Raw genomic sequence first — 21,115 nt, 5'->3', positions numbered from 1 at the left:
TCAGGTCGTGCCCTGCACCGGGCCTCAACCCGAAACCCGATCGGGTTTCGTTTCTCTGACATGTGAAGGATTCACACAGTGAAGATCTCCCGCTTCGCCCAGGTCGGCGCCCTCGCCGCCGTCGCCGCTCTCACCCTCGCCGGCTGCGCCGCGAACGAGGGTGGCGGCTCGACCGACGCCGGCACCGACACCGACACCGGCTCGAGCCTCTCCGGCACGCTCTCGGGCGGTGGTGCCTCCTCGCAGGAGGTCGCCGTCCAGACGTGGACCGCCGGCTTCCAGACCGCCAACGCCGACGTCACCGTGAACTACGACCCCGCCGGCTCCGGCGCGGGCCGCGAGTCGTTCCAGGCGGGCGCCTTCCAGTTCGCCGGTTCGGACCGCGCGTTCACGACGGATGAGATCGCCGAGGGCCCCTTCGACGGTTGCGTCGAGGGCTCCGGGATCATCGAGCTGCCGACGTACATCTCCCCGATCGCGGTCATCTTCAACCTCGACGGCGTCGACTCGCTGAACCTCTCGGCCGACGTGATCGCGGGCCTCTTCGCCGGCACGATCACCAACTGGAACGACCCGGCCATCGCCGCGCTGAACGAGGGCGTCGAGCTCCCCGACCTCGCCGTGACCCCGGTCCACCGCGCCGACGACTCGGGCACCACCGAGAACTTCACCGCCTACCTGTTCGAGGCTGCCCCCTCGGTCTGGACCGAAGAGCCCGACGGCGTCTGGCCCTTCACCAGCGGCGAGGCCGCGCAGGGCACCTCGGGTGTCGTCTCGGCCGTCGCCGGCGGCAACGGCACGATCGGCTACGCCGACGCCTCCCGCGCCGCGGAGGAGGGTCTGTCCACCGCCGCCGTCCAGGTCGGCGACGCCTTCGTGGAGTACTCGCCCGAGGCTGCCGCCGCCATCGTCGACGCTTCACCGTTCGAAGAGGGTCGCGGCGAGGGCGACCTCGCGATCGCTCTCGACCGCACCTCGACCGCGGAGGGCGTCTACCCGATCGTCCTGATCAGCTACATGATCGCGTGCCAGGAGTACGCCGACACCGCCGCAGCCCCGCTGGTGAAGGGCTACCTGCAGTACGTCGCCAGCCCCGAGGGTCAGGACGAGGCCGCGGCCTCCGCCGGCAGCGCCCCGATCTCGGACACCCTGCGCGAACAGGTCAACGCCGCGATCGACCTGATCGTCGTCGACTGATACCGTGTGGCCGGCCCGTCGCACCGCGACGGGCCGGCCATTACCACGAACACCCACCCGAGAACAGGACGCCATGACCACGACAGCCCCGGCCATCAAGGCCAAACAGCGGCCCGGTGACCGCTGGTTCTCGGGCACCGCGCTGGCCGCGGGATCGATGATCCTCGTCACCCTCGCCGCCGTCGCGATCTTCCTCATCATCCAGTCGATTCCGGGCCTCACGGCCACACCGGAGTCGGCGTCGCTCCTCCGCACCGACTTCTGGGGCTACGTCTGGCCGCTCGTCTTCGGCACGGTGTGGGCGTCATTCCTCGCCCTCCTCATGGCCGTCCCGCTGTCGGTGGGCATCGCACTGTTCATCTCGCACTACGCGCCCCGCCGGCTCGCGCAGACGCTCGGCTACATCATCGACCTCCTCGCGGCCGTCCCGTCGGTCGTCTTCGGTCTGTGGGGCATCCTCGTCCTCGCGCCCGCCGTGCAGCCCCTCTACGTCTGGCTGACGACCAACATGGGCTGGTTCCCGCTGTTCAGCGGCACGGCCTCCGCGACGGGGCGCACGATCTTCACCGCCGCGATCGTGCTCGCGGTGATGGTCGTCCCGATCATCACCGCCATCTGCCGTGAAGTCTTCCTGCAGACACCCACCCTCCACGAGGAGGCCGCCCTCGCCCTCGGAGCCACCCGCTGGGAGATGATCACCATGGCCGTCTTCCCCTTCGGGCGCAGCGGCATCATCTCCGCCTCGATGCTCGGGCTCGGCCGGGCGCTCGGCGAGACGATGGCCGTCGCCCTCGTGCTCTCCGCCACGGGCGTCGTGACCTTCCAGCTCTTCACGTCCGAGAATCCCTCCACCATCCCGGCGAACATCGCCCTCACGTTCCCCGAGGCCTACGGCACGAACATCAACGTGCTGATCGCGACCGGCCTGATCCTGTTCATCGTCACCTTCGCCGTCAACGCCGTCGCCCGCTGGGTGATCAGCCGGCGCAAAGAGTTCTCGGGAGCCAACTGACATGAGCGCCACCACCATCGCGCCGCCGAACCCCGCGAGCTCCACTCCGGTCGAGGACAGCCGTCGGATCACGAGCGGCAAGCTCCCCACCTGGACGCCGTGGGCGCTCCTCGGCCTCGCCGCCGGCGCCGCCGCCCTGATCTTCTTCATCGTCTCGCTGGCCTCAGGGGACTTCAACGTCCCGGGATGGCTCGTCGTCAGCGCCCTGCTGTACCTGGCGACCATCTTCACGGTGTCGGCCGTCGTCGAAGGCCGACGTAAGGGCATCGACCGGCTCGTGACGGGTGTCGTGACGATCGCGTTCCTCATCGCCATGCTGCCGCTGGTCTCGGTCGCGACGACCGTCATCGTCAACGGCGTCGCGGCGCTCTCCGCGGAATTCTTCACCAACTCGATGCGCAACGTCGTCGGCGAGGGCGGCGGCATCCTGCACGCCATCATCGGGACGCTCCTGATCACCCTCGCCGCTGCTGTCATCTCGATCCCGATCGGTCTGTTCACCGCGATCTACCTCGTCGAGTACGGAGCCGGGAAGCGCCTCGCCCGTGGCATCACGTTCCTCGTCGACGTCATGACCGGCATCCCCTCGATCGTCGCCGGCCTGTTCGCCTACGCGTTGTTCGCCCTCTTCCTCGGCCCCGGCATCCGGATGGGCATCATGGGCTCGGTGGCCCTCGCGGTGCTGATGATCCCCGTCGTCGTCCGCGCCACGGAGGAGATGCTGCGTCTCGTCCCCAACGAGCTGCGCGAGGCCGCGTACGCCCTCGGCGTCCCCAAGTGGCTGACGATCGTCAAGGTCGTCATCCCCACCTCGATCGCCGGCATCACGACCGGTGTCATGCTCGCGGTCGCGCGCGTCATCGGTGAGACCGCGCCCCTCCTGCTCACCGCAGGCATCACCGCGTCCATGAACTACAACCTCTTCGACGGCCGAATGGCGACCCTGCCGGTCTTCGCGTACTCGCAGTACATGAACCAGGGCATCCCCGCCTCGGCCTTCATCGACCGCGCGTGGGGCGCCGCCCTCGTCCTCATCGTCATCGTCATGGCGCTGAACCTCATCGCGCGGCTCGTCGCGCGCATCTTCGCCCCCAAGCTCGGCCGCTGAGTCCGCGCGGCCCGAATACCCGAACCCAGAGGAACCACGTGTCCAAGAGCATCGAAGTCAACGACCTGAACGTCTACTACGGCGACTTCCTGGCCGTCGAGGGCGTCACGCTCGACATCGAACCCCGCAGCGTCACCGCTTTCATCGGCCCGTCCGGCTGCGGCAAGTCCACCTTCCTGCGGACCCTGAACCGCATGCACGAGGTGATCCCCGGTGCCCGCGTGGAGGGCGAGGTGATGCTGGACGGCATGAACCTCTACGGCCCGTCGGTCGACCCTGTGCTCGTGCGCCGCCAGGTGGGCATGGTCTTCCAGCGCCCGAACCCGTTCCCCACGATGTCGATCAAGGAGAACGTGCTGGCGGGCGTGAAGCTCAACAACAAGAAGCTCTCCAAGTCCGACGCGGATGCGCTCGTGGAGAACTCCCTGCGCGGCGCGAACCTGTGGAACGAGGTCAAAGACCGCCTGGACAAGCCGGGGTCGGGACTGTCCGGTGGCCAGCAGCAGCGTCTGTGCATCGCGCGGGCGATCGCGGTGTCGCCGGAGGTCATCCTCATGGACGAGCCCTGCTCGGCTCTCGACCCGATCTCGACCTACGCGATCGAAGAGCTCATCGGCGAACTGAAGAACGACTACACCGTCGTCATCGTCACGCACAACATGCAGCAGGCCTCCCGCGTCAGCGACAAGACCGCGTTCTTCAACATCGCCGGCACCGGCAAGCCCGGCAAGCTCATCGAGTACGACGACACCACGACGATCTTCACGACGCCGTCGGTGCAGGCCACCGAGGACTACGTCTCGGGCCGCTTCGGGTGAGCACCGGCCTCAGTCCCGCGGGCTGAGCAGGTAGTGGTTGAGGGATGCCGTCACCGCGGCATCCCTCTCCTTCTCTTCGCCGTCGATCGCGACGATCGGCGCCGCGAGACGGATGCTCGAGACGACCCACGCCGCCTCGGCCGCGAGCAGCTCGTCCCGCGTGATCGAGGCGTACGCGACCTCGGCCCCCGCGGAGCGCAGATGATGGAAGATGCTCCGCTGGGTGGTGCCGTGGAGGATCCCGGCCGCCGGCTCGGGCGTGAGGTAGCGCCCACCCTGCCGCAGGATCACCGACGCGGTGGGGCCCTCCAGGACGTACCCGTCGGAGGAGACGAACACCGCGTCGTCGGCACCGCGGCGCCGTGCCTCGCGGATCGCCGCCATGTTGACGGCGTAGGACAGCGTCTTGGCGCCGAGGAGGAGCCAGGGTGCGCGGCGCGGCAGATCCGCCGCGAACCCGCGGTCGAGCGTCACCACCCGGATGCCGTCACGGCGGGCGGCGGTGCTGTCCGGCGCATCGGCGAGCGTGAGCCAGGCGGTCGGGGTCTCCTCTCCGTCGATCCCACGGCTGAGGATGAGCTTCAGCACGCTCTCCCCCGCCGCCGGCGCGTGGACGACGATGCGCGTCACGGCCTCGCGCCACTGCGCGAGGTTCGGCTCCGGGAGATCGCAGAGCGCCGCCGAGCGCGTCAAGCGTTCGAGATGTGCCGACACCTCCTGGGCGTGGCGCCCGACCATCCCGAGGGACTCGAAGACACCGTCTCCCCGTTGCGCGCTCAGATCGCCGATCCGCACGATCGGATCCGCCGGGTCGAACGACCGGATGGTGCCGGCGAAGTCCGACCGTGGATCATCGACGGGGATCGGATCGAGCGCGAGGGCGTGACGCAGGGCCATCCCTCGAGCGTACGATGACTGTCCCTGCCGCGGGGAATGCCGGACGGTGGGCCTGGCGTTACACTGAAACAGCCGGGCCGCAGTAACCCCGGGCTCCATCTTCTGCCGCTGCGAGCGGCCTCGCGCCGAGAGGCGTTCTGCGGCCCGGCACTTCTGTGTCCGGGCGCCCTCAGACGAGCGCGTCGCGGCGCCAGAGCGCGGCGGCCGCCGCAAGATCGCCGGCGTAGTCCGACAGGCGCAGGGCGCGCGTCGTGAACGCCGAGGCGCGGTCGGACTCGGTGCCCTCGTAGTCATCGGCGACATGACTCGCGCCGGAGGCCTGTACGCGGCAGAACGCCGCGGCACGCTCGAGGGCGACCGCGAAGTCGCCGACGAACACGCCCCGGAGGATCAGGTCGACCAATCCGACCAGCTCGTCGGGGCCCGCCGGTGTCGGCGCCCCGGCGACGACGGGGTCTGCCGAGCGGAGCTCGATCCGGCCGCGCTCGTAGGTCATCGCGGCCGTCTGCGGATCGTCGTGGACCATGAGCTGGAGGAGGTAAAGCCGCCACAGCGTTCCGGGGAGAGACTTCGCCGGCGAACGCGACCACAGCTCGGCGATGTCGTCGATGCCGTTGCGGTCGGTGAAGGCGACGAGCCGCTCCACCACGGCTGCATCGGGCTCCTCGCGGACGCGCGCAACGAGGGCCCGAGCCGTCGAGTGCGCGACGCGGGAGACCTCGGCCGGGTCATCCGCCGCGAACAGGCGATCGAAGAGCTCAGCGGGTCGCCGGACGGGCTTGTGGAACCCTCGCGCGTCGTCAGTCATCCGGTCAAGGGTACTCCCGGACCACGATGGCGGCCCGGCCCACGACGATTCCTCAGGCGGTCGGAATGGCCACGATCGGGTCGGACGTCGGCTGGCCCGTCGGCGACCCGCCCGCCGTCTCCACCGTCAGCGCGATGACATCGCCCTCGGCGACCGCCGCATCCAGAAGGACGGTGGTCTGCGCGTCTCCCGCGGCGAACGTGCCCGCCGACACCGCGCCGTCGGCGTCCACGACCCACATCTCGAACTCTTCGTCGGCGGAGATGCCCGGGAGGTTGCTCGACACCAGGACGGCCTTGCCGAGCGACTCCGACCAGTGCGCGGTCGCGATGCCGCCGCCCGTCACCTCCGCGGTGATGGACTGCGCATCCGGAGCCGACTCGATCTCGGCGAGGGCCGCCACCGCCGGCGGGCGGTTCACGAACTCGTTGATCGATGCCGCCCCCCATCCGAGGGTCACCAGCAGCACCAGCGACGCCGCGAGGGCGAAGAGTCCTCGTGTCCAGTTGCGCCGCGACACCGTCTGCACGACCGAGGTCGACGGGGTCGGGTCCACGCGAGGCTGCGCGGCATCCGTGTCGGGGAGCGGCGGACGCGGCGGCACGGCCTCGGCGAAGGAGTGATGTCCGAAGACGTCGGCGTCGGACGCCGGATCCGCGGCGGTCTGCGGCGTGCCCGCGATGCGCGCGAGCAACGTCGAACGTGCCGTCAGGGGCGGCAACTCTTCGCGCACGGCCTCGGCGAGGGAAGCCGCCGCCGCGATGTCGGCGTCGACGCGCTCCGCCCATTCCGGATGCTGCCGCAGCGCGTGCTCGAACGCCGCGCGGTCGTCGGGTGCCAGCGCATTCAGCGCGTAGCCCGCCGCGAGCTCGAAGAACTCCTGCTCGTTCACACCGTCACCCCCATCTCCGCCCGCAGGCGCGTCAATCCGTCGCGCATTCTGGTCTTGATCGTCCCCAGCGGCGCTCCCACCAGCGCCGCGATCTCGCTTTGGCTGTATCCCCCGTAGTACGCGAGGGTGAGGGCTTCGCGCTGCGGGTCGGGGAGGGTCTTCAACGCCGTGGCGACCTGGCGGCCTTCGATGCGCAGCTGCGCCTGTTCGGCCACGCCGTCGTACGCGACGTCGAGATCACGGAAACCCACCCGCACATCGCGATCGGTGCTCGCCTGCGACGCTCGCACGCGATCCACCGCCCGGCGATGGGCGATCGTGAGAACCCACGTTCTCCCTTGCCCCTTGTTCGGAGCGAACCGCGCGGCGGATTGCCACACTTCCAGGAAGACCTCCTGCAGCACTTCCTCGCTCTGCGACCGATCGACGAGGACACGGAGGATGAGGCCGAACACGCGCGGGGAGAGCATGTCGTACACGCGCGCGAACGCCCCCTGATCCCCCGCTGCGACGCGGACGAGCATCTCGCCGACGTGATCGACGGGTGCGCCGTCTTCGGGGACTTCCACACCGTCGATGACCATGGGGTCAAGCATGCCTCATCCCGCGGTTTCACCCGGTATCCGCGGGGTCTCACACGGCATCCGTGAAGCAATCGTGCAAAAACTTCCCATCCGATTCCCCCGGAGTGCCGAAGACACCGTGTACGCCAACCGGCGGACCCCCTCCCCAGGGGTATGAGCAATCACCACACACAGCGGTCCACACACGGATCACATACAGGAGGAAGTCATGTCCAGCATCACCACGAAGCGTGTCTCGTCGGGCTTCGCCCTCGCGGTCGCGGCGACGTTCGCACTGACGGCCTGCTCGGGAGCCGGCACCACTGCCGACACCACCGAGGAGCCGATGGAGACCACCGCCCCCATGGAGACCGAAGAGCCCATGGAGATGGACCCGGCCGCGATGCTCGTCGGCCCCGGCTGCGCCGACTACGCCGAGGCCGTGCCGGACGGCGCCGGCTCCGTCGAGGGCATGGCGCTCGACCCGGTCGCCACCGCCGCGTCCAACAACCCGCTCCTCACGACCCTGACCGCCGCGGTCTCGGGTCAGCTGAACCCCGAGGTCGACCTCGTCGACACGCTCAACGGCGGCGAGTTCACGGTCTTCGCTCCCGTGGACGACGCGTTCGCCGCGATCGACCCGGCCGTCATCGAGTCGCTCCAGACGGACACCGAGACCCTGACCAGCATCCTCACCTACCACGTCGTCCCCGGTCAGATCTCCCCCGACGACATCGCCGGCACCCACGCCACCGTGCAGGGCGCCGAGGTCGAGGTGACCGGCTCCGGTGACTCGTTCATGGTCAACGACGCCAACGTCATCTGTGGTGGCGTGCAGACCGCCAACGCCACGGTGTACCTCATCGACTCGGTCCTGATGCCGCCGGCTGAGTGATCGTGATCTCACCGGTGCCTGGCCGGTGAACGGGGCGGCGCGGCCGCCGGGATCGTGCGAGACGGTCCCGGCGGCCGCGTCGCTTCTCACGGCCGGGGCTCTCGGCGAACGCAGCACACGCACGTCGTGTTCGTCAAGCCTCCGGTCGAGAAACTCTCCGAGTCCTAGATTTCTATAACCACCGGGGCCCTCGCTCCCCCTCCCCTGCGGGGGTCCCGGCTCGGGGAGGGATGGCATGACCGATCTGCGTGGGTCGACGACACCGGTCACCGGCGACATCGTCGCGCGCCGGTATCGCCTCCTCGAGCGCATCGGCGAGGGCGGGATGGCGCGTGTGTTCCGCGCGCACGACACCTACCTCGATCGGCCGGTGGCGATCAAGATCATGCGGGGTCCGGTCCACGACGCACTGACCGCGGATCGCGTCCGTGCGGAGACGACGTCTCTGGCCTCCCTCAATCACCACAGTCTCGTCACCCTGTTCGACGCGCACATCGACGATGAGGGCATCAGCTATCTCGTCATGGAGTACGTCTCCGGCATCACCCTCCGCGACCTCATCGCCGACGGGCCGGTCGCCCCGATCGCCCTGGCCGGGATCGCGACCGATCTCGCCGAGGCCCTCTACGTCGCGCACGAGGCCGGGATCGTCCACCGCGATCTCAAGCCCTCGAACGTCCTGCTGTGGCGCTCACCTGTGCCGAGCCGCGACTGGCGCGCGAAGCTCGCGGATTTCGGCATCGCCCATCTCCTCGACGCCGGCGAGGCGGCCGCGGGTCCGATCATGGGGACCGCCGCGTACATCGCCCCCGAACAAGCACGCGGAGCTCCGCCCGCCCCTCCCGCCGACATCTACGCCTTCGGGCTGCTCCTCATCGAGGCCCTCACCGGGGTGCGTCCCTACAGCGACGTCGAGGGTGTCGGTGCGGTCGTGGCCCGCATGAGCGCGGCCCCCGACATCCCCCGCACCCTCGATGCCGGGTGGCGCCGCCTGCTCCGCCGGATGACGTCGTTGCGGCCGGAGGAGCGTCCGAGCGCCCTGGAGGTCGCCGTCATCGCGTCCGGCTACGCCCAGGCCTCCCAGCCCGCGCCCCTTCTCGACGAATCCACGGCACCCGTGGATGTGGCCGAGCTCGACGCCGCCCCCGTCCCCGCACGTCCGATCACCGATCAGATCCCGGTGACGCTCGTGGGTGCCGCCGCGGCGGCAGCGTCGGGGCCGGCACCGACGTCTCCCGACACCGGAAACACCCCGACGGACGGACCGCGCCGCGGGCGACATCTGGGTCGGCTGGTGTCGCTCCTGATCGCCGGCCTCGCCGCGCTCCTGATCGCGATCGTGACGGTGGTGTGGGCGGCGTCCCTCCCCGAACCCGGATCATGGGGACTCGAGGACAACCGCACCCCCCAGACCGGAGGCGTCTCCGTACCGGTGGACGCGCCCGTCGTCGACGGTTCGTAGACGCGCATCGCACCCCGTCACGCGAAGTAGGCTGGACGTCACGGGCCTCTAGCTCAGTCGGTAGAGCATCGGACTTTTAATCCGCGGGTCGTGGGTTCGAGCCCCACGGGGCCCACCAGAAGCGAAGGGCGTCGCTCCGGCGGCGCCCTTCGGCGTTTCCCGCTCCGGACCGCACGACAGGTCAGGGGCTGTCGGGGCGGAGGACGTACTGGACGAAGCCGCTGTCCTCGGCGACCTGGTCGTAGAGGCCGCGCGCGGCCGCGTTGCCGGCCTGCGTCAGCCAGTACACGTGTGCGCACCCGGCTTCCCTCGCCCAGTCCTCGACATGCGTGATGAGCGCACGCCCGGTGCCGTGCCCGCGCGCCGCGGGGTTGACGAAGAGGTCCTCGAGGTAGCAGACGTCCTCGCGGCTCCACGTGCTCCCGTGCGAGAGCCAGTGGACGAATCCGATCGCCTGACCCTCGGCGTCCTGTGCGAGTGCGCCGTGGAAGCCCGAGCCGACGTCGACGAGTCGATCGAAGGTGAGTGCCGTCTGCTCCGGGGCCAGCGTCTCGCGGTAGAACTCGAGGTAGTCGTCCCAGAGCGGCAGCCACACGTCCCGGTCTTCGCGGCGGAGACGACGGATGCCGCTCACAGCGTGGACTCCGCCACCTCGGCGCCGGCGCGCTGCAGCTCTGCGAGCGCCGCGGAACTCGACGCCGCGGCGACGCCCGCGACGAGGTCGGTGAGGATCCGCACCCGCCGCCCGTGCGCGAGGGCGTCCAGCGCCGAAGCGCGCACGCAGTGGTCGGTGGCGAGACCGACGACATCGATGTCGAGGATGCCGTGCCGATCGAGCAGCTCCGGCACACGCTCGCCGTCGTCGGTGGTCCCCTCGAAGAGCGAGTAGGCGGGGATCCCCTGCCCCTTCTTGACGTGGTGCGTCACCGCGGCGGTGTCGAGCTCGGGGTCGTACTCGGCTCCGGCGGTGCCGCTGACGCAGTGCACCGGCCAGGAGTCGACGAAATCGGGTTCGGGGTGGAAATGCCCGCCGTTGTCGTGGTCCGCGTCGTGCCAGTCGCGCGACGCTACGATGACGCCGTAATCGCCCGCGCGGGCGCGCATATACGCCGTGATCCTGCGGGCGACCTCGTCACCGCCCGAGACGGCGAGGGCCCCGCCCTCGGTGAAGTCGTTCTGGACATCCACGATGAACAGCGCCTTGGTCATGGTCCGAGGGTACGCCGAAGCGCCCCGGCCCTCAGCCGCGCGTGAAGAGCAGGACGAGCGAGGCGACCATCGCGACGACGCCGAGGGCGAGCAGCCCCGCACCCAAGCGGACGACACCGCGGACAGCGGGCGAGCCCTGCGTCATACGGATCCGACCTCGCACACCGCGCCGGTAGAACACGTCCGCCATGTCAGCATCACCGATCTCGGCATCCTGATCGGGGGTGAGGACGGCTTCGTTGACGCCGCCGACCTCGTCGTGCCAGCGCGCCACCCGCCCGGTGTCGGTGTCGTCGATCACGGCGCGCACCGGAAGCCATGTCCCGTCGGCGACGTAGACGATCAGGGCAACACAGAGCAGAAGCGCGCCGAGCCCGATGCCCACCCACGAGAAGATCTCGAAGATCGCCTCGACCGTCTGATCCATATGGAGCCACCTAAGGGAATCGAACCCTTGACCTATTCATTACGAGTGAATCGCTCTGCCGTCTGAGCTAAGGTGGCGCGCGTCGCTCGCGCGATGCACGATCACCGATCTTACAGGGTCTGCGATGCGTCCGCGAACGCGCCGCAGGCCCGTGCCGTCCTCACTCGCAGCGGAGGCCGTTCTCGGGCACGACGCCGTCAAGGAGGAACCCCTCCACCGCGGCGTCCACGCACGCGTTGCCCTTGTTGTACCCCGTGTGACCCTCGCCCACGCGGGTCACGAGAACCCCCGACGCCAGCTGAGCGGCCAGGGCTTCGGACCACTCGTAGGGCGTAGCCGGATCGTTGGTGGTGCCGACCACGACGATCGGCGGCGCGCCCTCGGCGGCGATGGCCGCGCGCGTCCCCGTGGGCGGGTAGGGCCAATCGGCGCACGAATCGGGACCGGACCAGTACGGGGCGACCGTCGGCGCGCGCTCGGCGAGCTCGGCCGCCGCAGCCTCCTCCTCCGCCGCCGTCACTCCCGCGGGGTAGTCCATGCAGTTGTAGGCCCGGAAGGCCTCGGTCGAGTTGTCGAGGTACTCCCCGCCCACACGGTTGTAGTAGAAGTCCGCAAGGATGAACGCGACCTCGGGGTCGCCGGCGAGAACCCCCCTCAGGGCCTGCGTGAGGAAGCCCCAGCTGTCCTGCGAGTAGAGCGCGGCCACGATCCCGGTCATGAGCGAATCGGCGCCGAGGAGGCGACCGTCGACGTTCTCGAGCGGTGCGGCGTCCACGGTCGCCAGGAGCGTCGCGAGGTCGGCCATCGCGTCGTCGACCGAGCCGCGGAACGGGCAGGCATCGTGCGTGAGGCAGTCGGCCATGTACGCGCGGAGGGCGGACTCGAAGCCGACGCCCTGGGTCGTTGAGACCTCCGTCACCGGGACGGACGGGTCGATGGCGCCGTCCAGGACGAGCCGACCGGCGCGCTCCGGGAACAGCTCCGCGTATGTGGCCCCGAGGAAGGTGCCGTAGGAGAAGCCGATGTAGTTCAGCTCGGCGTCGCCGAGCACCCCACGGAGGAGATCCATGTCGCGCGCGGAGTTCTCGGTGGTGATGTACGGGAGGATGCCGTCGCTGCCCGCCTCGCACGCCTGCGCGAACGCGGCGTTCCGCTCGATCAGCTCCGCCTCCCACTCGGCGGAGCCGCGGGGATTGCGTGGCACGTCGAAGAGGTAGGCGTCCATGTCGGCGGCGTCGAAGCAGCGGACGGCGGTGGATTCACCGACGCCCCGGGGGTCGAAGCCGATGACGTCGTAGCTGTCGCGCAGCGCCTGCCCGACGGCGAACCCGAGCGAATCCCGGATGAAACCGACGCCGCTCGCGCCGGGGCCGCCCGGGTTGGTGAGGAGCGACCCGATGGCCGTGCCGCTCTCAGCGCGGTTGCGGATGACGGAGAGGTCGATCTCCCCCGCGCCGGGGTCGGCGTAGTCGAGCGGGGCGCGCACCGTGGTGCACTCCATCGCGTCGCCGCACGACGTCCACTCCAGGGTCTGCTCGTAGAAAGGGCGCAGCTCCTCGGGGACGCCGGTGCTGTCGGGCGTCGCGCTGGAGGTCGCGACGGGCCGTTCCTCCGGAATCATCGCGTACAGGCAACCGCTCAAGGCGAGCGTCGTCGCGGCGAGACCCGCCACGACGGCGAGGAGGCGGCCCGTTCGACGACGGGGTGACGTGGTGTTCACGGGGTCCTTCCGCTGGCGACGGTGATCAGCATGCTCTCGAGGGCGAGCGCAGGGGCGGCGTTCATCTCCAGGTTCTCACGCGTGCGACCGATCGCGTCCAGAACGACCAGGCTGCGCTCGGGCGACCACGTGCCGGCGAGATGGCGGAGATCGGCATCCATCTCGCGATTGATGAGGTCGTCGCGACCGAACTGGAGCATGACGACGTCGCGGAACATCGATTCGAGATCGGTGAGCACCCGATCGATGCCGTCACGGAGGCTGCGCGTGGCGCGTCGCTTCTGCTCGTCCTGCAGCGCCGTCACCTGCGAGCGCACCGCCGGCGGCACCGGGCCCCCCTCCGGCACGCCGAGCGTGCGCAGCAGGGACGCCCGCTCGGCCTCGTCGCGTTCGGCGGTGAGGGAGGTGGCGTCCTCGGTCGCCGCTTGGACGATCCGTCCCGCCACCTCCACGGCGTCGCCGACCCCGCGGACGGCGAGCACCGCTCGGAGCGTGCGGTCGCGGCGGTCGCGTGCGGCCTCGTCGGTCGCGAGCCGCTGGGCCATGCCGATGTGGCGCTGGGCGTGACGCGCCGATCGTTCGGCGATCTCGGGATCGGCTCCGGTGCGCGCGGAGATGAGGCGCGCGACGTCGGCGACATCCGGTTCGCGCAGGCGCAGAGTGCGCACGCGCGAGCGGATCGTGGGAAGGAGGTCGGCGTCGCTCGGTGCGCACAGGATCCACACGGTGCGCTCGGGAGGCTCTTCGAGCGCCTTCAGCAGCACGTTCGAGGTGCGCTCGGCCATGCTGTCCGCGTCTTCCATGATGATCACGCGGAAGCGGCCGAGCGACGGGGAGAAGTACGAGCGCTCCACGAGCGCGCGCGCGTCCTTGATCGAGATGATCACGCCCTCGGTGCGCAACGCCGTCAGATCGGGGTGCGTTCCGGCCAGGACCTGTCGCTGCGCGTGCGCGTCGCCGGGCTCGGCGATCAGCGCCGCCGCGAAGGCGTGGGCGAGCGTCGAGCGCCCCGATCCCGGCGGACCGGTGATGAGCCACGCGTGCGTCATCGCCGACGGGTCGTCGACGGCCTCGCGGAGGGTGGCCACCGCGTCGGGCTGGCCCCACACTTCGCTCCACGGCGCGGGGGCCGTGTCGAGGCTCGGGGAATCCATGGGCATCAGCCTAACCGCGGTCCCCGACGCGTCAGGGGGCGTCGGGGAGCATGCCGCCGACGCGGGCGCGGACCGCGTCGGCGAGTTCCGCTGCCGGGCGCGTCGCGTCGAGGACGAGGAAGCGGTCGGGCTCGGCTTCGGCCAGCGCGAGGAACTCGGTCCGCACGCGGACGTGGAAGCCCTCACGCTCGGCTTCGAGGCGGTCGAAGGGCTTGTCGTCGGCATCCAGCCGTCCGCGGGCGACCCTCGGGTCGAGGTCCAGCAGGACGGTGAGGTCAGGGAGGAGACCCTCGGTGGCCCAGAGGGACAGGTCGCGCACCTCAACGCGGCCGAGGACGCGCCCGGCACCCTGGTAGGCCACGGAGGAATCGAGGTACCGGTCCTGGATCACGGTGTCGCCGCGGTCGAGCGCCGGCCGCACCACGGTGGCGATGTGGTGCGCGCGGTCGGCCGCGTACAGGAGGGCCTCCGCACGCGGCGCGATGTCGCCGCGGTGGTGCAGGACGATGTCCCGCACCATGACGCCGACCTCCGTCCCGCCGGGCTCGCGGGTGCGGACGACCGTGCGGCCGGACCGTTCCAGCCACTCCTGCAGGAGGGTGGACTGCGTGGTCTTGCCCGCGCCGTCGCCGCCCTCGAAGGTGACGAACAGTCCCGCGTGCGGCCGATCCGCAGCGTGCGCGGGAACGCTCACTTCTTCGCCGGAGCCTTCTTCGTCGTCGTCCGCCGCGTCGTGCGCTTGGGGGCGGGGCCCTTGGCGCGCTTGTCGGCGAGCAGCTGCACGGCACGCTCGAAGGTGATCTCCATCGCGTCCTCGCCCCGCGGAACTGTCGCGTTGACCTCACCGTCGGTCACATAGGGACCGAAGCGGCCGTCCTTCAGCTTGATGGGCTTGCCGCTGGTGGGGTCCGCGTCGAACTCCTTCAGCGCGCTGGATGCCGCACGGGCGCCGTACTTCGGCTGGGCGTACACCGCGAGCGCCTCCTCGAGCGTGATGTCGAAGATCTGCTGCTCGCTGGAGAGGGTCCGCGAGTCGGTCCCCTTCTTCAGGTACGGACCGTACCGGCCGTTCTGGGCGGTGATCATCTGCTCCGACTCGGGGTCGATGCCGACCTCGCGGGGCAGCTCCAGCAGGCGGAGGGCCGTGTCGAGGTCGATCTCGTCGACCGACATCGACTTGAACAGCGACGCCGTGCGCGGTTTGGGCGCGGCGACCTTCTTGGCCCCGCGCTTCTTCGGTGCGGGCGTCTCCGCGACGGCGTCACGGACCTCACCGGTCTCGGGGTCGACCTCCTCCTCGGCGGGAGGATCGATCTCCTGCACGTACGGTCCGAAGCGGCCGTCCTTGACGATGATCAGCTTGCCGTTGGCGGGGTTCTCGCCGAGGACACGGTCACCCGCGACCGGCGCATCGATGAGCTCCTGGGCCTTGGCCGGGGTGAGCTCATCGGGGGCCAGGTCCTCGGGGATGTTGACGCGCCGGGGTTCGCCCTCCGGGTTCTCCGGATCGGCGACCTCGAGGTACGGGCCGTACTTTCCGAAGCGGAGGACGGCGACATCCCCGATGGGCGTGGAGTTCAGGGCACGGGCGTCGATCTCGCCGAGGTTGTCGACGATGTTGCGCAGCCCCACGTGAGCGTCGGAGCCGAAGTAGAACTCCTTCAGCCACGCGACCCGGCTCTGTTCACCGCGCGCGATGGCGTCGAGGTCGTCCTCGAGCGCCGCGGTGAAGTCGTAGTCGACCAGGTCGGGGAAGTGCTGTTCGAGCAGCCGCACCACGCTGAACGCCAGCCAGCTGGGGATCAGCGCCTGTCCGCGCTTGACGACGTACCCGCGGTTGATGATCACGTCGATGATGCTGGCGAACGTCGAGGGCCGGCCGATGCCCTTCTCTTCGAGCGCCTTGACCAGACTCGCCTCGGTGTAGCGCGGCTTCGGGCTGGTGGCGTGGCCCTTCGGCTCGACGTCGGAGAGCGTGAGGACGTCGCCGACCGACAGCGCCGGGAGCGACTGATCGTCCTGCGCGTCGGATTCGTTGCGCTTCTCGTCGCGGCCTTCCTCGTAGGCCTCGAGGAAGCCCTTGAAGGTGTAGACGGTGCCGGAGGCGGTGAACTCCGCCCGTCGACCGCCGGCGTCGACGGCGAGGGTGACGGTCGTCGTCTCGTACTTGGCGTCGGACATCTGGCTGGCCATCGTCCGCTTCCAGATCAGGTCGTACAGACGCTGTTCGTCGCGGTCGAGTTCGCCGCCGACCTCGGCGGGCGTGCGGAACGTCTCGCCGGACGGGCGGATGGCCTCGTGGGCCTCCTGGGCGTTCTTGGCGTTGTTCCGGTATGTGCGGGGGTTGGCGGGCACCGCAGCGTCGCCGTACATCTGCACCGCCTGGGCCCGCGCGGCCTGCACGGCCTGGGTGCCCAGCGCCGTGGAGTCGGTGCGCATGTAGGTGATGAAGCCCTTCTCGTAGAGGCGCTGGGCGACGCTCATGGCGTGCTTGGCGCTCATCGAGAGCTTGCGTCCCGCCTCCTGCTGGAGCGTGGAGGTGGTGAAGGGGGGCTTGGGGCTGCGGGTACCGGGCTTCGCCTCGACCGACGCGACGGATGCCGTCCCGGCGGCCTCGATGGCCGCGGCCAGCTCACGGGCGGCCTGCTCGTCGAGGACGACGACGGCCTTCCGGAGCGAGCCGGTGTCGTCGAAGTCGGTTCCCCGCGCGAGGGCCGCACCGTCGACGCGGGCGAGCCGCGCCGAGAAGGAGCCGCCGGCGTCGGCGGCGGCGAGGGTCGCGATGTCCCAGTAGGAGGCCGAGACGAACGCCATGCGCTCGCGCTCGCGATCGACCACCAGGCGTGTGGCCGCGGACTGCACGCGGCCGGCCGACGTGCCCTGCTGCACCTTGAACCACAGCACGGGGCTGACGTCCCAGCCGTACAGACGGTCGAGGATGCGACGGGTCTCCTGCGCGTCGACGAGGGCGAGATCGAGGTCGCGCGTGTTCTCGACGGCCGCGCGGATGGCGTCCTTCGTGATCTCGTGGAAGACCATCCGCTTCACGGGGACCTTCGGCTTCAGGGTCTCCAGCAGGTGCCACGCGATGGCTTCGCCTTCGCGGTCTTCATCGGTGGCGAGCAGGAGCTCGTCCGCCCCCTTCAGCGCGCGCTTGAGCTCGGTGACGGTCTTCTTCCCGCGATCGCTCTCGACGTAATAGGGGTCGAAGTCGTTGTCGATGTCGATCGAGTACTTGCCGTACGCCTGCTTCTTGTCCGCAGGGATGCTCTTCTTGTCCGCGAGATCGCGGATGTGTCCGACGGAGCTGAGTACCTCGTAATCGTCACCGAGATACCCCTGGATCGACCTCATCTTCGTCGGAGACTCGACGATGACGAGCTTCTTGCCTTGTGCCAAGGGGGGCGTCCTTTCTTCGTCGCACACCATACACGGGGTGGGGTGGGGCGGATGCTGTGAGTCGGCGCCCCGGCCCCCACGGCGCTCACCCGGGAGGCGGACCCGCACGGGCGGTCGCGGAGGTCGCGAAGACGCCGAAGCGGGCGGTGACGGTCACGGTGACGACGAAGCCGTCGATGTCGCAGACGGCGACCGCCGCCGCCGCGGTGGCGGCGAGATCCGCGGCGCGGTCGCACGGTTCCCCGGCCGCGAGTCCGGTGACGGTGTCGGCGGCGGCGAGGGCGGCGGAGTCCGCCGCGCCGGCGAGGCGCTGGGAGTGGATCGCGGCCGCGCCGACCGCGGAGAGCCCCGCGACGAGGGTCGCGGAGGCGGCGAGGATGCCGACGACGGCGACGGTCGACGCCATCAGCCGCCTCCCGCCAGCGCGCAGCCGGTCGCGGTGAGGGTGAGGACCGCGACCGGCGCGCGGGCGGTGATGCACACGATGTCATCGCGATGCTCGATCGTCGCGGTCGCGTCGTCCACGGCCGCGGCGACGACGGCGTGGACGCGGTCCGCGCTCTCGCCGCGCGCGGCCAGGCGCGCCGCGTCGCTGACGGCATCCTGGAGCCGCACGCCACGAGCCGTCGCGCCGAGCGCCCCGATGCCGAGCGCCAGCACGATGACGATCGCCGGCAGGGCGACGGCGAACTCGGCCACGACCGATCCACCGTCACCCCGCCACGGCCGCCCGGAGGTCGCGTGGGACCGGCGGGCGCGCGGCATCCGCCGCTCGAGGGGCATCACGCCACGGTCAACGCGCGGCGGATGAGGTCGGTGAGGATCCCGCGGACCTCATCGCTGCGCATGATGACCACGAGGAGCCCCGCGAAGGCGACCGCCGCCATCGTGGCGATGGCGTACTCCGCCGTGGCGGCGCCGTCGTCGTCGGCGAACAAGCGCGCCGCGGGACGGTAGAGGCGCTCTGCACGGCGGCGCGTGAGGGGCGGGAGGGTCGGACGGGACGACGGGAACATGGATTCTCCTTTATTCGGGTGAGGGACGAGCGAGGTCACAGGGTGAAGGGCATCGTGCTGACGACGCTGAGGAGCATCGGGCCGACGCCGAGGAGGAGGAACGCGGGGAGCGTGCACACCCCCAGCGGCAGGAGCAGACGGGTGGAGAGTCGCGCCGCGCGTAGCCGACCGTCGACGCGCGCGCGATGCCGGGCGAGCACGGCCCATGCCCGCAGCAGATCGACCGCGGGCACTCCGGCTGTGCGCGAGAGCGCGAGCACCGCATCGGTGTCGTCGCGCGGCGGCGGGTTCGCGGAGCGTCCGGAATCGGCCGGCGGGGTGGGACGCGCCCGCGCGACGAGCTCGACCGCGCGGTCTATGGAGACGCCACCGCTCAGCGCGATGGCGAGGAGCTCCGCGCGGTGCCCCGGAATGGCCTCGCCTCCGCTGGCCGCGCGGACGAGCCGCAGGCTCCAGCGATGCGCGAGCAGGATGAGGACTCCCCCGAGGACGAGGCACACGATCCCCAGCGGATGGGAGAACAGGATGCCGAGGGTGTCGAAGCCGAGGGCGGCTCCGAGGGCAACGGCGGCGATCGGCAGCCAGGCGAGGAGCCGGGCGGTTCCCGCCGGTTCCGCCAGCGCGATCCGGACGTCGTCGGCCGCGGCACGCGCATCGCGAAGCGCATCGGCGAGACCTCGGAGACTCTCCGCGAGCGGCGCTCCGACGACGGTCGCCACCCGCCAGGCGGCGCCCACCTCGCGCCACTCCCCCGTGTCTGTGTCGCGACGATCGCGCCGACGGTTCCGGCGTCCGTCCGCGGCACCGGCGGGGGTGCCGGCGTCGCCGATCGCGTCCGCCAGTGGGCGTCCCTCCGACACCGCCGCCACGACGCGGACGGCGCCGGCATCCCCGGTTTCCGCGAGGTACTCCCACGCGCGGTGCGGTGAGATGCCCGCCTGCAGCAGGACGGCGAGCTGCAGGACGCTCTCCGGCGCCGAGGTCGTCTCGGCCGCGGCGGTCGTCTCCGCCGCCGAGGTCGTCTCGGCCGCGGCGGTCGCCCGGACCGTCACCGCGGCGGCCACGGCTCCTCCTCGATCTCCAGTCGCCCGTCGGAGCCGATGCGCGGACGCCCGACACTCCGCAGGCGACGGATCCCGGCGGCATCCCTCTCCACGTGGAGGATCCAGTGCAGGGCGCTGGACACCTGCCGCGCGAGGGCCTGGTCGCCGAGCCCGGCGAGCGCTCCGAGCGCCTCCAGACGCGCGGCGACGTCCGACAGTCCGTTCGCGTGCACGGTGCCGGCGCCACCGTCGTGCCCGGTGTTCAGCGCGGACAGCAGCTCGCGCACCTCCTCGCCCCGGCACTCGCCGACCACCAGCCGATCGGGCCGCATCCGCAGCGCCTCCCGCACGAGGCGTGCCAGACCGATGCCGCCCGCCCCCTCGAGATTCGGCTGGCGCGCCTCGAGGCGCACGTGATGCGGGTGGACGAAGGAGAGCTCGGCGACATCCTCGATCGAGATGATCCGCTCGCGCTCGGACGCCGCGCTCAGCATCGCCGCGAGAAGGGTGGTCTTCCCCGCCCCCGCCGCGCCGGAGACCAGGACGTTCTCACGGCGACGCACGATCTCCTCCAGTCGCTCGCGCCCCGCCGCGTCGAACATCCCGCCCGCCTGCAGCGCGCCGAGGTCTAAGCGCGTGCGCCGGCCGACGCGGATGGACAGCGCGGTCCCCCCGCCGGACACCGGAGGGAGCACGGCATGCACACGGAGCCGCCCGCCGACGCGGACGTCCACGCACGGCGAGGCGTCGTCGATGTGCCGTCCGCCCGCCCCGATCAAAGCGACGGCCAGGTCGCGCACATCGTCCTCGTCCCAGGACCACCCCGGAACCGGCTCGGCACCGCGCCCCCGGTCGACGAACAGCCCCTGCGCGCCGTTGACGAACAGATCGGTGACCTCGGCGTCGCCCAGATGGCGCGACAGGTCTTCCCAGGCGGCGTGTCGCACGACGGGGAGCGGGGTGTCGTCCTCGCTCGGGGCAGGCACCTCCCCGATCGGTCGGGAGAAGTCCGGCATCCGCGGGATCACCTCCGGCCACGCCCCGTCCGGCTCCGGCGCAGGCCCGGTTCCGTCGCCCTCCTCCGGGAGGGCGTGGTCGATCGCCGTCGGCGCGGGCACCTGCCACCATGTCGCCGGCGGCGCCGACGCGTCCGGCCAGGCCACAGGGTCGCGAACGGGATCCTGCCTGCGTGGCACGAAGCGCTCGGTCATGACGACGACGCTAGGAACGCGGGCGGGCGGAGCGGGAGGCGCGCGCCCCTTCGGTGGAGAACCGGCCCGGTCGCACCGCTGGGGAGGAGGGGCACCCGCGGGAGAAAAGAGGGGCGGCATCCCATGGGGGGAATGGGATGCCGCCTCGGGCGACACCACATTTCGGGGGGGGTGTGTCGGGTGTCGCCAATGCCAGAATCGATGTTCGGCCGCATGACAGCTTATGCGACGCGCCGGAGGCGACCAAACGCCCCTCCGATGATTCTCACCGGCCTCTCACCGAT

General features: G+C 70.7%; 22 protein-coding genes and 2 tRNA genes. 7 read left to right on the top strand and 17 right to left on the bottom strand.

What is annotated here, in order from left to right; translation table 11 throughout:
• The first annotated feature begins 78 nt into the window (after positions 1 to 78).
• The 4 genes from pstS to pstB all read left to right on the top strand — a co-directional run bounded on the left by pstS (position 79) and on the right by pstB (position 4,135).
• Positions 79 to 1,197: a phosphate ABC transporter substrate-binding protein PstS gene (gene pstS, locus LTL01_RS04815; protein WP_236967612.1), complete on the top strand. Its 1,119-nt coding sequence runs from the start codon at positions 79 to 81 to the stop codon at positions 1,195 to 1,197.
• 73 nt (positions 1,198 to 1,270) lie between these two features.
• Positions 1,271 to 2,209 (top strand): phosphate ABC transporter permease subunit PstC, encoded by a 939-nt coding sequence (gene pstC, locus LTL01_RS04810; RefSeq protein WP_053547893.1) that lies wholly within the window; start codon positions 1,271 to 1,273, stop codon positions 2,207 to 2,209.
• A gap of 1 nt (position 2,210) precedes the next feature.
• The gene (gene pstA, locus LTL01_RS04805) at positions 2,211 to 3,317 is read left to right on the top strand and encodes a phosphate ABC transporter permease PstA (RefSeq protein WP_236967611.1); all 1,107 of its coding nucleotides are present in this window, start codon (positions 2,211 to 2,213) and stop codon (positions 3,315 to 3,317) included.
• 38 nt (positions 3,318 to 3,355) lie between these two features.
• The gene (gene pstB / locus LTL01_RS04800) at positions 3,356 to 4,135 is read left to right on the top strand and encodes a phosphate ABC transporter ATP-binding protein PstB (protein ID WP_053547891.1); all 780 of its coding nucleotides are present in this window, start codon (positions 3,356 to 3,358) and stop codon (positions 4,133 to 4,135) included.
• Between the two features lie 9 nt (positions 4,136 to 4,144).
• Here the strand turns inward: pstB and LTL01_RS04795 are convergent, their stop codons facing one another.
• From LTL01_RS04795 to sigK, 4 genes are all read right to left on the bottom strand, one after another.
• Positions 4,145 to 5,032 (bottom strand): aminodeoxychorismate lyase, encoded by an 888-nt coding sequence (locus tag LTL01_RS04795; protein ID WP_236967610.1) that lies wholly within the window; start codon positions 5,030 to 5,032, stop codon positions 4,145 to 4,147.
• Between the two features lie 169 nt (positions 5,033 to 5,201).
• Positions 5,202 to 5,840, bottom strand: coding sequence for a DNA-directed RNA polymerase subunit beta (locus LTL01_RS04790; RefSeq protein ID WP_236967609.1), 639 nt, complete (start codon positions 5,838 to 5,840; stop codon positions 5,202 to 5,204).
• Positions 5,841 to 5,892: 52 nt separating this feature from the next.
• Positions 5,893 to 6,732, bottom strand: coding sequence for an anti-sigma factor (locus tag LTL01_RS04785; RefSeq protein WP_236967608.1), 840 nt, complete (start codon positions 6,730 to 6,732; stop codon positions 5,893 to 5,895).
• On the bottom strand, positions 6,729 to 7,328 hold the full coding sequence (gene sigK, locus LTL01_RS04780; RefSeq protein ID WP_197272987.1) for an ECF RNA polymerase sigma factor SigK: 600 nt from the start codon (positions 7,326 to 7,328) through the stop codon (positions 6,729 to 6,731). The genes LTL01_RS04785 and sigK overlap by 4 nt, the downstream gene beginning before the upstream one ends.
• A gap of 196 nt (positions 7,329 to 7,524) precedes the next feature.
• On the opposite strand from sigK, the gene LTL01_RS04775 reads away from it, so the two are divergent.
• The 3 genes from LTL01_RS04775 to LTL01_RS04765 all read left to right on the top strand — a co-directional run bounded on the left by LTL01_RS04775 (position 7,525) and on the right by LTL01_RS04765 (position 9,770).
• Positions 7,525 to 8,190, top strand: a complete 666-nt coding sequence (locus LTL01_RS04775) for a fasciclin domain-containing protein (RefSeq protein ID WP_053547886.1) — start codon at positions 7,525 to 7,527, stop codon at positions 8,188 to 8,190.
• A 235-nt stretch (positions 8,191 to 8,425) separates the two neighbouring features.
• Complete coding sequence (locus tag LTL01_RS04770) at positions 8,426 to 9,652, top strand: serine/threonine-protein kinase (protein WP_236967607.1); 1,227 nt, start codon at positions 8,426 to 8,428, stop codon at positions 9,650 to 9,652.
• Between the two features lie 42 nt (positions 9,653 to 9,694).
• Positions 9,695 to 9,770: transfer RNA gene (locus LTL01_RS04765), tRNA-Lys, on the top strand.
• 63 nt (positions 9,771 to 9,833) lie between these two features.
• Here the strand turns inward: LTL01_RS04765 and LTL01_RS04760 are convergent.
• The 13 genes from LTL01_RS04760 to LTL01_RS04700 all read right to left on the bottom strand — a co-directional run bounded on the left by LTL01_RS04760 (position 9,834) and on the right by LTL01_RS04700 (position 20,831).
• Positions 9,834 to 10,286 carry a GNAT family N-acetyltransferase gene (locus LTL01_RS04760; protein ID WP_236967606.1) on the bottom strand — a complete coding sequence of 151 codons (453 nt, stop codon included), beginning with the start codon at positions 10,284 to 10,286 and terminating at the stop codon, positions 9,834 to 9,836.
• The gene (locus tag LTL01_RS04755; protein ID WP_236967605.1) at positions 10,283 to 10,861 is read right to left on the bottom strand and encodes an isochorismatase family protein; all 579 of its coding nucleotides are present in this window, start codon (positions 10,859 to 10,861) and stop codon (positions 10,283 to 10,285) included. Before LTL01_RS04755 ends, LTL01_RS04760 begins: the two co-directional genes overlap by 4 nt.
• A gap of 31 nt (positions 10,862 to 10,892) precedes the next feature.
• A complete protein-coding gene (locus LTL01_RS04750; protein WP_053547882.1) occupies positions 10,893 to 11,288 on the bottom strand; it encodes a hypothetical protein in 396 nt (131 codons plus the stop codon).
• 1 nt (position 11,289) lies between these two features.
• Positions 11,290 to 11,365, bottom strand: a tRNA-Thr gene (locus LTL01_RS04745).
• 83 nt (positions 11,366 to 11,448) lie between these two features.
• Positions 11,449 to 13,008, bottom strand: coding sequence for an alpha/beta hydrolase (locus LTL01_RS04740; protein WP_236967604.1), 1,560 nt, complete (start codon positions 13,006 to 13,008; stop codon positions 11,449 to 11,451).
• Positions 13,005 to 14,162, bottom strand: coding sequence for a DNA polymerase III subunit delta' (locus tag LTL01_RS04735; protein WP_236967603.1), 1,158 nt, complete (start codon positions 14,160 to 14,162; stop codon positions 13,005 to 13,007). Before LTL01_RS04735 ends, LTL01_RS04740 begins: the two co-directional genes overlap by 4 nt.
• Before the next feature lie 31 nt (positions 14,163 to 14,193).
• Complete coding sequence (gene tmk / locus LTL01_RS04730; RefSeq protein WP_236967602.1) at positions 14,194 to 14,856, bottom strand: dTMP kinase; 663 nt, start codon at positions 14,854 to 14,856, stop codon at positions 14,194 to 14,196.
• Positions 14,853 to 17,561 carry a type I DNA topoisomerase gene (gene topA / locus LTL01_RS04725; RefSeq protein WP_236967601.1) on the bottom strand — a complete coding sequence of 903 codons (2,709 nt, stop codon included), beginning with the start codon at positions 17,559 to 17,561 and terminating at the stop codon, positions 14,853 to 14,855. Before topA ends, tmk begins: the two co-directional genes overlap by 4 nt.
• Before the next feature lie 85 nt (positions 17,562 to 17,646).
• Positions 17,647 to 17,967 carry a helicase gene (locus tag LTL01_RS04720; RefSeq protein WP_236967600.1) on the bottom strand — a complete coding sequence of 107 codons (321 nt, stop codon included), beginning with the start codon at positions 17,965 to 17,967 and terminating at the stop codon, positions 17,647 to 17,649.
• Positions 17,967 to 18,344 (bottom strand): TadE family type IV pilus minor pilin, encoded by a 378-nt coding sequence (locus LTL01_RS04715; protein ID WP_236967599.1) that lies wholly within the window; start codon positions 18,342 to 18,344, stop codon positions 17,967 to 17,969. The genes LTL01_RS04720 and LTL01_RS04715 overlap by 1 nt, the downstream gene beginning before the upstream one ends.
• Positions 18,344 to 18,577: a DUF4244 domain-containing protein gene (locus LTL01_RS04710; protein ID WP_236967598.1), complete on the bottom strand. Its 234-nt coding sequence runs from the start codon at positions 18,575 to 18,577 to the stop codon at positions 18,344 to 18,346. The genes LTL01_RS04715 and LTL01_RS04710 overlap by 1 nt, the downstream gene beginning before the upstream one ends.
• 35 nt (positions 18,578 to 18,612) lie before the next feature.
• Positions 18,613 to 19,641 (bottom strand): type II secretion system F family protein, encoded by a 1,029-nt coding sequence (locus tag LTL01_RS04705; protein WP_236967597.1) that lies wholly within the window; start codon positions 19,639 to 19,641, stop codon positions 18,613 to 18,615.
• Positions 19,626 to 20,831 carry a TadA family conjugal transfer-associated ATPase gene (locus LTL01_RS04700; protein WP_308195169.1) on the bottom strand — a complete coding sequence of 402 codons (1,206 nt, stop codon included), beginning with the start codon at positions 20,829 to 20,831 and terminating at the stop codon, positions 19,626 to 19,628. The genes LTL01_RS04705 and LTL01_RS04700 overlap by 16 nt, the downstream gene beginning before the upstream one ends.
• Between the last annotated feature and the right edge of the window lie 284 nt (positions 20,832 to 21,115).

The organism is Microbacterium aurantiacum (assembly GCF_021654035.1).
Classification (GTDB): domain Bacteria; phylum Actinomycetota; class Actinomycetes; order Actinomycetales; family Microbacteriaceae; genus Microbacterium; species Microbacterium aurantiacum.
Note: the sequence above shows the minus strand (reverse complement) of the source record. Positions and strands in the feature narration are given on the sequence as shown.

Excerpts from the sequence above, each read along its gene's own strand:
- LTL01_RS04770 (WP_236967607.1), top strand. The coding sequence starts at position 8,426 with ATGACCGATCTGCGTGGGTCGACGACACCGGTCACCGGCGACATCGTC.
- LTL01_RS04755 (WP_236967605.1), bottom strand. The coding sequence starts at position 10,861 with ATGACCAAGGCGCTGTTCATCGTGGATGTCCAGAACGACTTCACCGAG.
- LTL01_RS04750 (WP_053547882.1), bottom strand. The coding sequence starts at position 11,288 with ATGGATCAGACGGTCGAGGCGATCTTCGAGATCTTCTCGTGGGTGGGC.
- pstA (WP_236967611.1), top strand. The coding sequence starts at position 2,211 with ATGAGCGCCACCACCATCGCGCCGCCGAACCCCGCGAGCTCCACTCCG.
- LTL01_RS04775 (WP_053547886.1), top strand. The coding sequence starts at position 7,525 with ATGTCCAGCATCACCACGAAGCGTGTCTCGTCGGGCTTCGCCCTCGCG.
- LTL01_RS04720 (WP_236967600.1), bottom strand. The coding sequence starts at position 17,967 with ATGGCGTCGACCGTCGCCGTCGTCGGCATCCTCGCCGCCTCCGCGACC.
- LTL01_RS04735 (WP_236967603.1), bottom strand. The coding sequence starts at position 14,162 with ATGGATTCCCCGAGCCTCGACACGGCCCCCGCGCCGTGGAGCGAAGTG.
- sigK (WP_197272987.1), bottom strand. The coding sequence starts at position 7,328 with ATGCTTGACCCCATGGTCATCGACGGTGTGGAAGTCCCCGAAGACGGC.
- LTL01_RS04700 (WP_308195169.1), bottom strand. The coding sequence starts at position 20,831 with ATGACCGAGCGCTTCGTGCCACGCAGGCAGGATCCCGTTCGCGACCCT.
- LTL01_RS04715 (WP_236967599.1), bottom strand. The coding sequence starts at position 18,344 with ATGCCCCTCGAGCGGCGGATGCCGCGCGCCCGCCGGTCCCACGCGACC.
- LTL01_RS04790 (WP_236967609.1), bottom strand. The coding sequence starts at position 5,840 with ATGACTGACGACGCGCGAGGGTTCCACAAGCCCGTCCGGCGACCCGCT.
- pstC (WP_053547893.1), top strand. The coding sequence starts at position 1,271 with ATGACCACGACAGCCCCGGCCATCAAGGCCAAACAGCGGCCCGGTGAC.
- LTL01_RS04795 (WP_236967610.1), bottom strand. The coding sequence starts at position 5,032 with ATGGCCCTGCGTCACGCCCTCGCGCTCGATCCGATCCCCGTCGATGAT.
- LTL01_RS04710 (WP_236967598.1), bottom strand. The coding sequence starts at position 18,577 with ATGTTCCCGTCGTCCCGTCCGACCCTCCCGCCCCTCACGCGCCGCCGT.